Raw genomic sequence first — 13,708 nt, forward strand, 5'->3', positions numbered from 1 at the left:
AATGCACCCAAGAACAGGTTGGTCGAAGTTATAGTAGGCCCGCTCGGTAGCAGCCGTTATTGTGCGATTAAGGGGCATTTTATGCCTAAGCAGAGTGGAACCACGGACCACTGTCTCTGTATGAGACAGTGGTCTTTTTGTTGACTATTTCAATAAGAAAGGGGGGAGATCCTATGTTTTCTCGTATAAAAAAAGATATCAAAGTGGTATTTGAGAGGGATCCGGCTGCTAGAACTGTATGGGAAGTATTGTTGTGTTATCCAGGGCTTCACGCTATTTGGCTGCATCGTATTGGACATTATTTTTTTAAAAGGGGTTTTGTAGTATTACCTCGTATGATTTCCAATTTAGCTCGCTTTTTAACCGGGATTGAAATTCATCCAGGTGCTACAATTGGCGAGGGATTATTTATTGATCATGGCACAGGTATCGTAATTGGGGAAACTGCTGAGGTTGGTGATAATGTTACCTTATACCAAGGAGTTACTTTGGGCGGGACAGGTAAAGAGAAGGGGAAGCGTCATCCGACCATTGGAAATAATGTAGTCGTTGCCAGTGGAGCCAAAGTATTAGGATCTTTTTCAGTAGGCGATAACTCAAAAATTGGTGCTGGTTCTGTTGTATTAAAGGCCGTGCCGCCTAATTCCACGGTAGTTGGTATTCCAGGGCAGGTAGTGTGGCATAATGGTAAAAAGGTAAATGGATTAGAGGACATTGATTTAGAACATGATGATTTACCAGATCCAGTGCAAGAGATGATGCAATGTTTACAGCGTAATATGTTTAAAATGGAAGAACGGATAAGTCAGTTAGAAGAGGAGTTAGAGAAACGTGACATTAAGAGTTTATAATACGATGACGAGACAAAAAGAGGAGTTTGTGCCTAATGAGGCAGGAAAGGTTAAAATGTATGTCTGTGGGGTAACCCCTTATAACCATCCTCATATTGGTAATGCTAGGCCCTTTATTACTTGGGACGTGATTAAACGATATCTTACTCACTGTAAGTATGAGGTTTATCATGTACAGAACTTTACAGATGTAGATGATAAAATTATTAAGGCTGCCAATACAGAAGGAGTGACATGGGATACTATTGCCAACCGGTACATTGCTTCTTATTTTGAAGTAATGGATAAGTTAAATATTCTTCGGGCTGATATATATCCTACAGTATCAGAGCATATGACTGAAATTATTGCTCTAGTTCAGGGGCTAGTGGATAAAGGTTATGCTTATATTGTTGATGGCGATGTTTATTATAGCGTAGAGAAGTTTGATGACTACGGGAAATTAAGCGGACGTGACATTGAGGATATGAAGGCAGGAGCTAGAGTGGATGTGGATGAACGTAAACAACATCCTATGGATTTTGCTTTATGGAAAAGTGCGAAACCAGGTGAGCCTGCTTGGGAAAGCCCTTGGGGAAAGGGGAGGCCAGGTTGGCACATTGAGTGTTCAGCTATGTCCCTTAAATATTTAGGAAACAGTTTTGATTTTCATGGTGGTGGCAGTGATTTGATTTTCCCTCATCATGAAAATGAAATTGCTCAATCAGAAGCCTTTATGGACGAGGAACAACCCTTCGTCCGTTATTGGCTACATAATGGTTTCATCACGGTAAACGAAGAAAAAATGAGTAAATCCTTAGGAAATTTCTTTTTAGTAAAGGACATTCTAGAACATTATTCTGCTGAAGTATTACGATTTTTTATTTTATCTACGCATTACCGCAGCCCTCTTGATTTTAGCGATGAGCGTTTGTCTGAGGCACAGCGCAGTCTGGAAAGATTACGTACGGCTGTAGAGAATGTAATGTACTTGGAGAAACAGCTAGATACAGGTATTAGTGATAAAACCGATGAATTAAAGAAAGTGTCTCAAAAAGCAATAGAGGATTTTTATAAGGCTATGGATGATGATTTTAACACCTCTTTAGCCATTAGTGTCATGTTTGGTTTAGCTAAAGAAATTAATGTATACTACAATGCAGTGTTAGCAGGCAAAGTACAGCATACAAAAGAAGGCTATAGGTTGCTGCGCGAAGCATATTTTATGATGGCTAACGTATTGGGAATTTTAGTGCAGGGACAACAAGATAAAGTGGATGATAACCAAGAACTAGTTGAGCAACTGATGGATATTATTATTGATATTCGCCAACATGCTCGTCAAAATAAAGACTGGTCTACTGCGGATAAAGTTCGTGATAGCCTTAGTGCAGTAGGTATCGTTTTAGAAGATTCCGCTCAAGGCGTAAGGTGGAAAAAACGATGAAATTTGACCAATTTCAGTTTCTATTACAAAATGCATTTTGCGAAAGTGAAGGGGATGGGCCTCCAAAGGTAAAATACAAAGATATACCAGTGGAACGTTTACATCCGTTGGTGTTAGCCTATGTGGGTGATGCTTACTTTACATTGTATGTGCGAACGACACTTTTATCCTATGAACAAAATAAGGTCAGAGTACTTCATACACTTGACTCAAAAATCGTTTCTGCCACTATGCAAGCTGTAGCTTACCAGTCTTTAGAAAGTGGGCTAACAGAGCAGGAAATGAGTATTGTTAAACGAGGGCGAAATGCCAAGTCAACAGTGCCGAAAAGTGCCACTGTGGCTGAATATCGTAACAGTACAGGTTTTGAGGCATTATTAGGGTATCTGTATTTAGGCAAAAAATACGAGCGTTTGTCAGAACTTGTGGAAAAAGCATTTGCGGTCATTTCCCGGGAAATGACAAAGGCTGCTAAAGATAGCGGGGGAAAGAAATGAAAGTAAAAATGATATCTCATACTCCTAATCCAGAAAGGATGGTAGCAATGTCAGCCCGGCTTTGCTATTCGCCAGTTGGAGCAGAAGATTTAGTAGAAACTATGTCTGACTCGCAAGTAGAAAAGCTAGTTAGTAAAATTGTCGAAATGGAACATTTATCGACATTAGAACATGTAAGCTTTACTTTTGCCGTAGAAGGTGTTTCACGTGTATTGACCCATCAGTTGGTTCGTCATCGGATTGCATCTTATTCTCAACAATCTCAGCGTTATGTTAGTGAACATGATTTTGAATATATCCTGCCGCCGACAATTGCATCGAATGAGGTTGCTAAAGAAAAGTTTGAACAGTTAATGCAGCAAATTCGTAATACCTATAATGAATTAGTTGACCTAGGTGTCCATAAAGAAGATGCTAGATATTGTTTGGCTAATGCTGCGGAAACTAAAATCGTTGTAACAATGAATGCTAGAACCTTATTGCATTTTTTTGAACTTCGTTGTTGTGCAAGGGCCCAATGGGAAATTAGAAGATTGGCAGAACTGATGTTAGCTGAGGTGAAAAAAGCTGCTCCTTTACTTTTTAAAAAAGCAGGTCCTACTTGCATAACTGGCAATTATTGCAGTGAAGGTGAACTAACTTGTGGTCGCCTCGCGGCTATGCAAGGTAGTGCTAAATAAAAGCCTTAAATTTTAGATGAACCACAAAGACACAATACCGCTGCCGCGGTACACAAAGAGTAACAGAATGTATAAGCCTCTTTGTGTCCTTTGTGTTTTTGTGGTTCATATGATTTAACGCTAGAATGCAGGAATAAATAAAAGCGTATTTATCCGATGACTAAACCGCTCTAAGACTCCCATCTACATCTCGTTAACAGCCTGTAATATCCTGCCCTCTGGTTAGGATAACAGTCTGTAAAACTCGAAGTAAGTTCGCTCTAAGGATTTTCGAATCCAAGGCTCACTTATATAAGTGGGAGTTAAGAGTGGCTAAGTCCCTGAATCAAGTCTTCTTTATAAGTAGATGTACTTAAGCAGGGGTCGGTGGATGTTAGAGTATAAGTTAGGCAAGATTACGTGTTAATACATACCTTATGAGAAAAAGGGAAAAATAGAGTGTCATCAAATGATGATAGAGAGGGGAAACATAATGTCAGAAGCAGAAGAATTTATTATGGGACGAAATAGTGTAATGGAGGCCTTGAAAAGTGGTCGGCCAATCAATAAGATATTCGTGGCAAAAGGAGAAAGACAAGGTTCTATTCGTGAGGTAATCGCCTTGGCCCGTGAAAAACGACTCATAATACAAGAGGTAGAAATAAGTAAGCTAGATGGAATGACAGAAGGGAAAAAACATCAAGGAGTGGTAGCTAGCATACCGCCAGTAGACTATGCAGAATTAGAAGATATTTTATCCAAAGCGACGGCGCCTGAAGAGACTCCTTTTCTTGTTTTGTTAGATGAATTAGAAGATCCTCATAACGTAGGGGCTATTTTGCGTACGGCAGATGCTGCGGGAGTACATGGAGTTCTAATGCCAAAAAGACGCAGTTGTCCTCTATCAAGCACTGTAGCCAAGACTTCAGCTGGAGCTGTAGAATATGTACCTGTAGCTAGGATTGGGAACGTATCTCAAACGTTAGAAGAGTTAAAAAAGTCGGGTATGTGGATCGTTGGGGCTGATATGGATGGGGAAAAGAATTACTATGATGCAGATTTGACAGGACCGATTGTTGTAGTTGTAGGGAATGAGGGCAAAGGTATGGGACGTCTAACAAAAGAACATTGCGATTTTGTAGTGCGCATTCCGATGTTAGGGAAAATTAGTTCCTTAAATGCCTCTGTAGCTTGTTCTTTATTATTATATGAGGTTGTCAGACAACGGGAGATGAAAAAATAAGTGAAAAATACGTGGTTAGGAATGACCGCGCTTGGCATTTTGCTAATAGGCTGTTTAGGTTTGCTTCTTTTTATATCGTTTTATCCTAATGTATATAAAGGGGTGGCTGTAGAAGGGGTAGATATTAGTGGACGTAGTCGAGAAGAAGTAGCTGAATTATTAGCAACATGGAGAAAAGAGTATCACAATAAATCAATTATGGTATATCATGACGGAACAAAGGTAAAGGTAGATGCCAGCAGTATTGATTTAGATATTGATGTGGATACTACCCTGGATGAGGCTTTACGTTATGGGCGGACTGGATCCTGGTGGGAAAGAATAAGAAAAATTGGGACAAGTTTGCAGGAAGGCTATCCTATTTCCCTTGCTATCAAGTATAATAAAGATAAATTGAATAACCTGTTTGAAGAATGGAGAGGGGCGATTGAGCGCCCAGCTCGTAATGCTACTTTTAGTATGGTAGCAGGAACCATTATTCCTCAGGAACAGGGGTATAGCTTGGAGTCAGATGCCTTGGAGCCTCTTATCCTAGAGACTTTTAAGAAGCCTGATAACAACGTTGTTACGTTACCAGTAAAAATTCTCTATCCTAAAATAACAGTGGATGATATCGCATCTACTGGTATAAAGAAAATTTTGAGTAGCTATACGACTACTTTTAATAAGCAAGATACCAATCGTACAGCTAACATACAGTTGGCGGCTTGGAAAACCAATGGAACGATTTTAGAGCCGGGTAAAGCTTTTTCTTTTAATGAGATAGTCGGTCCACGAGAAAAGGAATACGGCTTTAAGGAAGCTCTTGAAATTGTCGACGGGGAGTTTGTTCCAGGCGTTGGTGGTGGTATATGTCAAGTATCCTCAACCTTGTATAACGCGGCTATCTTGGCAAATCTATCAATCACGGAAAGGTATAACCACTCGAAGCCTTTGTCTTATGTACCTTTAGGGCGGGATGCTACAGTAGCATTTGGCACTTTGGATTTTAAATTTGTCAATAATACTCCTGGACCTTTGCTTATTATGGCGGAAGTAGTAGGGAATAAACTAATAGTAGGTATTTTGGGACAGCAGCCTTTACAGGAAAAGGTAGAAATTAGAACGCAAGAGCAAGAGAAAATTCTACCATCAATTATTAAAAAACAAGATGATAGTTTATATATCGGAGAAACATTAGTAGATAAAGAGGGAAAGCCAGGTTATGCAGTAACCACCATAAGGCTGATACAGCCAAAAGAGGGCCAGATTAGAAAAGAAGTATTATCGAAGGATATCTATCTAGCAGATGATACGGTTGTAAAAGTGGGGACAAAAAAACCGTCTTTCGCAGGTTCAATTGAGAGCAACTAAGATGTAAGATGATATGAGTATGTAATAGGAAATTTATGAAATATAGTCTGATGCTTAGGTTATGGGAGAATTATTATGAAAGATGTTCTATTGGTTGATGGATATAATGTAATTCATGCTTGGCCAGAATTGAATATTTATAAAAATAATCTTGAAGATGCTCGGGACAAATTGATTGGCATTATGGCCGGCTATGGTGCTTTTCAAAATTTAGAGGTTACCGTAGTTTTTGATGCGAATGCGGTGAGCGGGGCTAGAGTATTTGAGGAGATGACTGGAAAAATCACAGTTGTATATACCCGTGAAGGAGAAACTGCAGATAGCCATATTGAGAAAATGTCTTATGATCTAGTTCGCCTAAGAAGGCAGGTTTATGTAGTTACGTCTGATTGGGTGGAACAAATGGTCATATTAGGGGCAGGAGCTTATCGCATTTCTGCTAGGGAACTTTTACAAGATGTGAAAAAGGTTAATAAGTTAATCAGAGAAGGTTTTTCAGAGTCTCCTCTTACCTATAGGCGGCAAGAATTAGAGGGGCGTTTGAATAGTGATGTCGTAAAACGTCTACATGAACTTCGTAAAAGGGTGTAGCTAGACAAGTTAAGCTTGACGAAATAGAGGACAGTAAGGTATAATTTGCTTTGAAGTGGCATGTACACATAACTTAGAGCACTAATCCTTTAGTGCATTTTCTTTTTGTGAATGTGTAGCAATTTGAGAGTGGGGGCGATGCGATGCGTTTTAATACTCAATGCGATTTGTATGGCTCATTTGAAAATATGAGTGACGAAGAAATTGTGCTTGATGCAAAAGATAGTGATAATACAATCGCACTCGACTACTTGATTAACAAGTATCGCAATTTCGTTCGAGCGAAAGCTAGGTCATATTTTTTGATTGGTGCCGATCGTGAGGATATTATTCAAGAAGGTATGATTGGACTTTATAAAGCCATTCGTGATTTTCGCACTGATAAACTTTCTTCTTTTCGGGCCTTTGCTGAACTCTGCGTAACTCGCCAGATTATAACAGCTATAAAAACAGCTACAAGGCAAAAACATATTCCCTTGAATTCATATGTATCTTTAAATAAACCTATTTATGATGAAGATTCAGATCGAACTCTACTAGATGTATTATCAGGTTCCAAAATATCCGACCCTGAGGAACTAGTGATTAGTAGAGAAGAATTTATTGATATTGAAGAGAAAATGGGAGAGATTTTGAGCGATCTTGAGTGGAAAGTGCTCATGGCATATCTTGATGGTAAGTCTTATCAGGAAATCGCTGTAGAACTAGACCGCCATGTGAAATCAATTGATAATGCTCTGCAGAGGGTGAAACGTAAATTAGAACGGTATCTAGATAATCGTGGGGATGATAGCGATATTCAAGATATGTACAAAGGTCTTGCCGGCTTTGGCAAAGAGACCCAAGGATAGTCTGGTTATGGTGATAAGAGCAATGATTAGCATATAAGGAAAAACTTAGCGTTAGCTTTGTTTTTCCTTTTTTTTATTATCCCTGTAAAGATTTGTATTTTTTCTAAAAATAAACCAGTCTTTAAAGGGATTTTATTATATATGTCGAAAGAAAATAGTAAGAATATTCCAAGAAATGAAAACTATTCTATTTGAAAAAGAATGCTACTGCTTTTGATGAAGAGATATAACACTTTATTTATACTGTACACAACATTCTAAAAAGGTATGAAAAGAAATATGATTATGTATTGTAATGCCTAATAGTAATATTAATGTATAGGGGGATTTATAGTATGATGGAATCCAAGAAAACAGTAGCTATTCTATGTGGAGGCGGTCCAGCGCCTGGAATGAATAGTGTAATTAGTGCAGTAACAATTGAGGCTATAAAGCATGGATGGAATGTACTAGGGATTTATGAAGGATATACTCACTTGTGTAATGCAGAAAAAAATGTTGTGCCTCTAACCATTGATATGGTTAGTAGAATACACCTTGATGGTGGTAGTATATTAGGAACAGCTAGAGCAAACCCAACAAAAAGCGATGCTCATTTGCGTAATGTAGTAAATACATTAATTGAGATGGGGGTCACTCACCTTGTAACAATTGGTGGAGATGATACTGCTTATTCTGCATGCAAGGTAGCAGAGTATGCCAGAAGGGTATTAGGCATTGACCTGTTCGTAGTTCATGTACCTAAAACCATCGATAATGATTTGCCCTTACCGGAAGGTATCCCTACTTTTGGCTTCGAAACAGCTCGCGCATTAGGCAGCCAGCTTGTTACCAATTTAATGGAAGACGCTAAAACCACCAGTCGTTGGTATTTTGCAATTGCGATGGGGCGTACTGCGGGACATTTATCCCTAGGTATTGGAAAAAGTGCAGGAGCAACTTTAACCATTATTCCAGAGGAATTTGGTGATAAGAAGATTCGGTTACAGATGCTTGTTGACATTCTAGTGGGTTCCATTATTAAACGTCTGACAAGCAAAAGAAATTATGGTGTAGCTGTGGTTGCCGAGGGATTAGTAGAAAAAATCGCAGTTGAAGATTTAAAGGAATTAGATTGTACATGCTTTGACGAACATGGTCATATCCGTTATACGGAGTTAAATTTCCCAGAATTATTAAAACAAGCAGTCGTGAAAAACCTTGCGGAATTAGGAATAAAGATGACGATTGTAGGTAAAGAAATAGGTTATGAATTACGTTGCGCACCGCCAAATGCTTTTGATATTGAATACACTCGTAATTTAGGTTTTGCAGCCTTTGAATTTTTGAAAAATAATGGCACGGATGCACTTATCACGATTCAAAATAATGTAATTATCCCAATTCCTTTTGAAGAGATATTGGATATGAATACGAAAAAAACACAAGTACGTATGGTAAATGTGAACTCAGTGCCCTACCGTATTGCACGAGAATTTATGATTCGCTTAGAGAAAGATGATTTGTATTCTCAGACAGATTTGAAGAAAATGGCGTTGATGATTAATGTAGATCCAGATGATTTTGTTAAACGTTTCGCCTACTTATTAGATTAAGCATAGACTAAACTGCAAGGCAAATGCCACACTCCCGTGGCATTCGTCTTTGCGGTTTATTTTTTTTATGTGCTATTTAAGAGAAAAAAGAATATTAATTAAAGGATGTATTTGAACTAAGTTTTGCGGTATAATAGCTTTTATGGGTATTTTTTTATATTGAATAAGGATGTGTGATAATTTGAGTGAAAATTTAATTGCTGTAATTATTGGTATTGTAGAAGGTGTAACGGAATATTTACCTGTTTCTTCTACAGGGCATATGATTTTAGTAGGAAGTATGTTAGGGTTTGAAGGTGAGAAGGCCAGCGTATTTGAGGTGTTTATTCAGCTTGGTGCTATTTTATCCGTAATTTTCTTATATCGTGAAAAGTTTGCTCGCATACTCAGGCCGCAAAAGGTAAGTATGTTTGGCGGTGGATTGTCCATGCAACATATATTAGCCGGAATTGTCCCTGTGATGGGGATTGCCTATTTATTACATAAACCGATCAAAACCTATCTGTTTTCACCATACACTGTAATTGTTGGACTAATTTTAGGTGCTATTTTAATGCTTGTTGCTGAAAAAGTAGCAAAACGTCCAGTTACTACAGATGTAGATAAAATGACGTTGAAACAAGCTTTTTTTGTAGGATTGTTTCAAGTGTTAGCCCTATGGCCTGGTTTTTCTCGCTCTGGCTCTACGATTTCAGGGGGGCTTTTGCTCGGAATGAGTCGTGCTGCTGCTGCTGAGTTTTCATTTATTATTGCTGTGCCCCTTATGGCAGTGGCATGTTTATATGATTTGCTAAAGGTGTGGGATAAATTAAACATTGCAGATCTGCAAATGTTCGCTATTGGCTTTGTTGTTGCTTTTGTTGTAGCCTATCTATCGATTGTTTGGTTTATTAGCTTTTTGAATAAGTCTACATTAGCTTCTTTTGCTTATTATCGTTTTGTATTGGCTGCTGCTTCCTATTATTATTTCTTCGGTAGAATATAGGAACGCTAAGTATATAAACGATATTATGAAAAAACCATTGACATAATGAGAAAAATATAATATATTATTTAAGCAGCACATGACGGGTTGTAAAGATGATGAAAAAACATGTTTACAAAACCAAGATGTTGTGATATAATTAAATCTCGTCAAAGGTTATGCTGGAATAGCTCAACTGGTAGAGCACCTCACTTGTAATGAGGATGTTGCGGGTTCAAGTCCTGTTTCCAGCTCCATTTTATTTTCAGTATAAAATGGATGGGTTCCCGAGTGGCTAAAGGGAGCAGACTGTAAATCTGCCGGCTCCGCCTTCGCTGGTTCGAATCCAGCCCCATCCACCACTATTATCATTAGTGTCTAGGGTGTTGATAAATATTTAGATGCGAGGCACGACGAGAACACGAGCGAAGGCATACTGGCGTATGTTGAGCGAGTGCTCGCAGGAGTAACAAAGCAGATGAATGTTTAGCGACAGCCGTTGTATTGGATATCGCGGGATGGAGCAGTTGGTAGCTCGTCGGGCTCATAACCCGAAGGTCACAGGTTCAAGTCCTGTTCCCGCAACCAACGTTTTTAAAATTAGTTTAGTTGTTAGTAAAGCTAAACTATGTTTAAAATATTAATTACTAATCTCAATGAAACATCGCGGGGTGGAGCAGTTGGTAGCTCGTCGGGCTCATAACCCGAAGGCCACAGGTTCAAGTCCTGTCCCCGCAACCAATGTTTATAACTATTTTAAAACATAATTTTTAAAGTGGTTTCATATTGCTGGTGTAGCTCAGTCGGTAGAGCGTATCCTTGGTAAGGATAAGGCCACCGGTTCAATCCCGGTCACTAGCTCCATTTAATGCTATGGAAAAATATCTGATATTGCTAGTAGTGTCTAAATGGATAGTAAGTGACAATGAATAAATATGGCGGTGTAGCTCAGCTGGCTAGAGCATGCGGTTCATACCCGCAGGGTCCGGGGTTCAAATCCCTGCGCCGCCACCAAAAAAAAGATATTGACATAACAAATTGATTGTTGTATAATAGTAAATGTCGCTGAGGAAAACAATGTGACATAACACATGCTGGAATAGCTCAACTGGTAGAGCACCTCACTTGTAATGAGGATGTTGCGGGTTCAAGTCCTGTTTCCAGCTCCATTTTGCTGTCTATGGATGGGTTCCCGAGTGGCTAAAGGGAGCAGACTGTAAATCTGCCGGCTCCGCCTTCGCTGGTTCGAATCCAGCCCCATCCACCATTATTATCATTAGTGTCTAGGGTGTTGATAAATATTTAGATGCGAGGCACGACGAGAACACGAGCGAGGGCATACTAACGTATGTTGAGCGAGTGCTCACAGGAGTAACAAAGCAGATGAATGTTTAGCGACAGCCGTTGTATTGAATATCGCGGGGTGGAGCAGTTGGTAGCTCGTCGGGCTCATAACCCGAAGGCCACAGGTTCAAGTCCTGTCCCCGCAACCAATGTTTATAACTGTTTTAAAACAAAGCTTTTAAAGTGGTTTCATATTGCTGGTGTAGCTCAGTCGGTAGAGCGTATCCTTGGTAAGGATAAGGCCACCGGTTCAATCCCGGTCACTAGCTCCATTTGATACTATGGGGAATGGATATTACTAATAGTGTAGATGGACTGTAGGTGACAATATAAATATGGCGGTGTAGCTCAGCTGGCTAGAGCATGCGGTTCATACCCGCAGGGTCCGGGGTTCAAATCCCTGCGCCGCCACCAAACAAGTAATAAAACTTCGTCTTAAGACGAAGTTTTTTTGTTATCCAGCAGGAGTTTTAATAAAAAAATAGAATATTGTAGCTTTGTAAAATAAAGTAAGTATAATAAAATTTCAGAAGTAGAAGACTCAAGTTGTAGCTGGTATGATATGCAACGCTAGACCTATGGGTTTTCGTTTGGAATGGAACCACTATTTCATGGTTATGTAATAAAATTAAGGGGGATTTTTAAATGGCAAAGAAAAAGTTTGAAAGAAATAAACCACATATTAACATTGGAACAATTGGTCACGTCGATCATGGTAAGACATCTTTAACAGCTGCAATTACTATGACTCTTTCTAAACATGGTGGCGGAGAATTCATGGCTTATGACATGATTGATAAAGCTCCAGAAGAAAGAGAACGTGGTATTACAATTAATACAGCTCACGTTGAGTATGAAACTGAAAAACGTCACTATGCTCACGTTGACTGCCCAGGCCATGCTGATTATGTAAAAAACATGATCACTGGTGCTGCACAAATGGATGGAGCGATTCTAGTAGTAAGTGCTGCTGACGGCCCTATGCCACAAACACGTGAACATATTCTATTGTCTCGTCAAGTAGGCGTACCTTCTATGGTAGTGTTCTTGAACAAAGCTGACTTGGTTGATGATGAAGAATTAATCGAATTAGTTGAAATGGAAGTTCGTGAACTTCTTTCCAGCTATGATTTCCCTGGTGATGATATTCCTGTAGTTTGTGGTTCCGCTGTACAAGCACTTAACTGCGGTTGTGCAAGTCGCGAATGCAAATGGTGCGGTAAAATATTCGAATTAATGGATGCGGTAGATGAATACATCCCAACTCCTGTTCGTGCAACAGACAGACCTTTCTTGATGCCTGTTGAGGACGTGTTCACGATTACTGGTCGTGGTACAGTTGCTACTGGCCGTGTAGAACGTGGCGAAATCAAAGTTGGCGACAACATTGAAATCGTTGGTATGACTGAAAAGCCTAGAACTGTTGTTGTAACAGGCGTAGAAATGTTCCGTAAATTGTTGGATTCAGCAGTAGCTGGTGATAACATTGGTGCATTATTACGTGGTGTTGAGCGTAAAGATATCGAGCGCGGTCAAGTATTGGCTAAGCCAGGTACAATTAAACCTCACACAAAATACAAAGCAGAAGTATACGTGTTGTCTAAAGAAGAAGGCGGTCGTCATACTCCATTCTTTACAAACTACCGTCCACAATTCTACTTCCGTACAACAGATGTTACTGGTGTAGTACATTTGCCAGAAGGTGTAGAAATGGTAATGCCTGGTGACAACATTCAAATGTCAATTGAGCTCATAACTCCAATTGCAATTGAAGAAGGTTTACGTTTCGCGATTCGCGAAGGTGGCCGTACTGTTGGCGCTGGCGTAGTAACTGCAATTGAAGCGTAACATTATTAATAAAAAGAAAGCCTGGATATGCCAGGCTTTCTTTTTATTAATATTACACTTTCAAACCTTTGTGGAGTAGAGCAAAAGCCCAGTAAGTTATTTGTCTTGACATTTTAATAATATGCGTATAGAATCTCTATGAATGGATATAGCTATAAGACAGGGGGACTCCCTGTTTTATTTTATTATCTAGCACAGCATGATTTTCCACAATATAGTAGGGATCTAGTATTGACAGTCTGCTATAAGTATGCTAGATTATATTAGTGGCATTTTGAATTAGTGCCGTATTTACAGGTAAGAGAGGTGTACAGGATGCGCAATGCGGTAACGTTGGCCTGCACTGAATGCAAACAACGCAATTATCAGACCAATAAAAACAAAAAAAATGATCCGGATAGATTGGAATTCAGTAAGTATTGCAAGTTTTGCAAAAAACATACTTTACACAAAGAAACGAAATAAGCTATTATTAAATTTCGTAAG

General features: G+C 39.2%; 12 protein-coding genes, 11 tRNA genes and 1 other annotated feature (1 of these 24 cut by a window edge). All 23 genes read left to right on the forward strand.

Going from position 1 to position 13,708, the window contains the following annotated elements:
* Window positions 1-121, forward strand: a binding site (T-box leader); it begins 92 nt to the left of the window's first position.
* Window positions 122-173: 52 nt separating this feature from the next.
* The 23 genes from cysE (at window position 174) to rpmG (ending at window position 13,687) form a co-directional block, all read left to right on the forward strand.
* A complete protein-coding gene (gene cysE / locus UFO1_RS02715) occupies window positions 174-851 on the forward strand; it encodes a serine O-acetyltransferase (protein ID WP_038667666.1) in 678 nt (225 codons plus the stop codon).
* Window positions 832-2,277, forward strand: coding sequence for a cysteine--tRNA ligase (gene cysS / locus UFO1_RS02720; protein ID WP_071841979.1), 1,446 nt, complete (start codon window positions 832-834; stop codon window positions 2,275-2,277). The genes cysE and cysS overlap by 20 nt, the downstream gene beginning before the upstream one ends.
* A complete protein-coding gene (locus UFO1_RS02725; protein ID WP_038667669.1) occupies window positions 2,274-2,774 on the forward strand; it encodes a Mini-ribonuclease 3 in 501 nt (166 codons plus the stop codon). Before cysS ends, UFO1_RS02725 begins: the two co-directional genes overlap by 4 nt.
* Window positions 2,771-3,454, forward strand: coding sequence for an FAD-dependent thymidylate synthase (gene thyX, locus UFO1_RS02730; protein ID WP_038667672.1), 684 nt, complete (start codon window positions 2,771-2,773; stop codon window positions 3,452-3,454). Before UFO1_RS02725 ends, thyX begins: the two co-directional genes overlap by 4 nt.
* 472 nt (window positions 3,455-3,926) lie before the next feature.
* On the forward strand, window positions 3,927-4,676 hold the full coding sequence (gene rlmB / locus UFO1_RS02735; RefSeq protein WP_038667675.1) for a 23S rRNA (guanosine(2251)-2'-O)-methyltransferase RlmB: 750 nt from the start codon (window positions 3,927-3,929) through the stop codon (window positions 4,674-4,676).
* The gene (locus UFO1_RS02740) at window positions 4,677-6,029 is read left to right on the forward strand and encodes a VanW family protein (protein WP_038667677.1); all 1,353 of its coding nucleotides are present in this window, start codon (window positions 4,677-4,679) and stop codon (window positions 6,027-6,029) included. It begins immediately after the preceding gene.
* A gap of 75 nt (window positions 6,030-6,104) precedes the next feature.
* A complete protein-coding gene (locus UFO1_RS02745; RefSeq protein ID WP_038667680.1) occupies window positions 6,105-6,620 on the forward strand; it encodes an NYN domain-containing protein in 516 nt (171 codons plus the stop codon).
* 143 nt (window positions 6,621-6,763) lie between these two features.
* The gene (sigH, locus tag UFO1_RS02750) at window positions 6,764-7,471 is read left to right on the forward strand and encodes an RNA polymerase sporulation sigma factor SigH (protein ID WP_038667682.1); all 708 of its coding nucleotides are present in this window, start codon (window positions 6,764-6,766) and stop codon (window positions 7,469-7,471) included.
* Window positions 7,472-7,806: 335 nt separating this feature from the next.
* Window positions 7,807-9,066 carry a diphosphate--fructose-6-phosphate 1-phosphotransferase gene (gene pfp, locus UFO1_RS02755; protein ID WP_038667685.1) on the forward strand — a complete coding sequence of 420 codons (1,260 nt, stop codon included), beginning with the start codon at window positions 7,807-7,809 and terminating at the stop codon, window positions 9,064-9,066.
* Between the two features lie 181 nt (window positions 9,067-9,247).
* On the forward strand, window positions 9,248-10,051 hold the full coding sequence (locus UFO1_RS02760; protein WP_038667688.1) for an undecaprenyl-diphosphate phosphatase: 804 nt from the start codon (window positions 9,248-9,250) through the stop codon (window positions 10,049-10,051).
* Between the two features lie 160 nt (window positions 10,052-10,211).
* Window positions 10,212-10,287: transfer RNA gene (locus tag UFO1_RS02765), tRNA-Thr, on the forward strand.
* A gap of 20 nt (window positions 10,288-10,307) precedes the next feature.
* A tRNA-Tyr gene (locus UFO1_RS02770) sits at window positions 10,308-10,392 on the forward strand.
* A 150-nt stretch (window positions 10,393-10,542) separates the two neighbouring features.
* Window positions 10,543-10,618 (forward strand) — tRNA-Met (locus UFO1_RS02775).
* A gap of 77 nt (window positions 10,619-10,695) precedes the next feature.
* Window positions 10,696-10,771, forward strand: a tRNA-Met gene (locus UFO1_RS02780).
* 47 nt (window positions 10,772-10,818) lie between these two features.
* Window positions 10,819-10,894, forward strand: a tRNA-Thr gene (locus tag UFO1_RS02785).
* A 73-nt stretch (window positions 10,895-10,967) separates the two neighbouring features.
* A tRNA-Met gene (locus UFO1_RS02790) sits at window positions 10,968-11,044 on the forward strand.
* A 79-nt stretch (window positions 11,045-11,123) separates the two neighbouring features.
* Window positions 11,124-11,199: transfer RNA gene (locus UFO1_RS02795), tRNA-Thr, on the forward strand.
* Window positions 11,200-11,212: 13 nt separating this feature from the next.
* Window positions 11,213-11,297: transfer RNA gene (locus UFO1_RS02800), tRNA-Tyr, on the forward strand.
* Window positions 11,298-11,447: 150 nt separating this feature from the next.
* Window positions 11,448-11,523 (forward strand) — tRNA-Met (locus UFO1_RS02805).
* Between the two features lie 47 nt (window positions 11,524-11,570).
* Window positions 11,571-11,646: transfer RNA gene (locus UFO1_RS02810), tRNA-Thr, on the forward strand.
* A 65-nt stretch (window positions 11,647-11,711) separates the two neighbouring features.
* Window positions 11,712-11,788 (forward strand) — tRNA-Met (locus UFO1_RS02815).
* Between the two features lie 231 nt (window positions 11,789-12,019).
* Window positions 12,020-13,222, forward strand: a complete 1,203-nt coding sequence (gene tuf / locus UFO1_RS02820; RefSeq protein WP_038667690.1) for an elongation factor Tu — start codon at window positions 12,020-12,022, stop codon at window positions 13,220-13,222.
* A gap of 315 nt (window positions 13,223-13,537) precedes the next feature.
* Complete coding sequence (rpmG, locus tag UFO1_RS24255) at window positions 13,538-13,687, forward strand: 50S ribosomal protein L33 (protein ID WP_071841980.1); 150 nt, start codon at window positions 13,538-13,540, stop codon at window positions 13,685-13,687.
* Window positions 13,688-13,708 lie beyond the last annotated feature (21 nt).

The sequence above is a fragment of the Pelosinus sp. UFO1 genome (assembly GCF_000725345.1).
In the GTDB taxonomy this organism is placed as follows: domain Bacteria; phylum Bacillota; class Negativicutes; order DSM-13327; family DSM-13327; genus Pelosinus.

Excerpts from the sequence above, each read along its gene's own strand:
- tuf (WP_038667690.1), top strand. The coding sequence starts at position 12,020 with ATGGCAAAGAAAAAGTTTGAAAGAAATAAACCACATATTAACATTGGA.
- cysE (WP_038667666.1), top strand. The coding sequence starts at position 174 with ATGTTTTCTCGTATAAAAAAAGATATCAAAGTGGTATTTGAGAGGGAT.
- pfp (WP_038667685.1), top strand. The coding sequence starts at position 7,807 with ATGATGGAATCCAAGAAAACAGTAGCTATTCTATGTGGAGGCGGTCCA.
- UFO1_RS02745 (WP_038667680.1), top strand. The coding sequence starts at position 6,105 with ATGAAAGATGTTCTATTGGTTGATGGATATAATGTAATTCATGCTTGG.
- rlmB (WP_038667675.1), top strand. The coding sequence starts at position 3,927 with ATGTCAGAAGCAGAAGAATTTATTATGGGACGAAATAGTGTAATGGAG.
- thyX (WP_038667672.1), top strand. The coding sequence starts at position 2,771 with ATGAAAGTAAAAATGATATCTCATACTCCTAATCCAGAAAGGATGGTA.
- rpmG (WP_071841980.1), top strand. The coding sequence starts at position 13,538 with ATGCGCAATGCGGTAACGTTGGCCTGCACTGAATGCAAACAACGCAAT.
- UFO1_RS02725 (WP_038667669.1), top strand. The coding sequence starts at position 2,274 with ATGAAATTTGACCAATTTCAGTTTCTATTACAAAATGCATTTTGCGAA.
- sigH (WP_038667682.1), top strand. The coding sequence starts at position 6,764 with ATGCGTTTTAATACTCAATGCGATTTGTATGGCTCATTTGAAAATATG.